1 protein-coding gene is annotated in these 516 nt (G+C 63.4%); it reads left to right on the top strand.

The features are described from left to right. Nucleotides 1–516 (top strand): IS3 family transposase (locus tag BN2503_RS20425; RefSeq protein WP_233495147.1); only part of this gene is annotated, 516 nt, incomplete at both ends.

The raw sequence follows: 516 nt of genomic DNA, 5'->3' as shown, positions 1-516 counted from the left end.
GTCTTCGGGGTAAAGCGCTAGCCCCACAGGCGCGCCGCGATGCCATCCGACAGATGATTGAGCAGCATCACCTCTCGGAGCGGCACGCCTGCCGCCTTGTGGGGCTATCCCGAGACAGCTACCGCCACCCGCCGCAGCCCAGCGAGGTCAACGCCCGCCTGAGTGAACAGATTCGGCAAACGGCCTTGGTGCGCCGCCGATTCGGCTACCGGCGCATCCACGACATGCTGCGCGAGCAGTTTCCGGGGGTGAACCACAAGCGCATCTATCGGTTGTACCGACAGGCCAACCTGACGGTGAAGAAGCGCCGCAAAGCCAAACGGCCAGCGCAGGAGCGTGTGCCGTTGCAACTGGCCAGGAACATCAACGAGGTGCTGAGCATGGATTTCGTCTCGGACAGCCTGTCCAGTGGACGGCGCATCAAGTGCCTGACGGTGGTGGATGACTTCAGCAAGGAGTCCGTGGACATCACGGTGGACTACGGCATCTCGGGCCAATACGTCACCCGCGTGCTCG

Origin of the sequence: Paenacidovorax caeni (assembly GCF_001298675.1) — a bacterium.
Classification (GTDB): Bacteria; Pseudomonadota; Gammaproteobacteria; order Burkholderiales; family Burkholderiaceae_C; genus Paenacidovorax; species Paenacidovorax caeni.
This window is presented reverse-complemented; position numbering and strand designations above follow the sequence as displayed.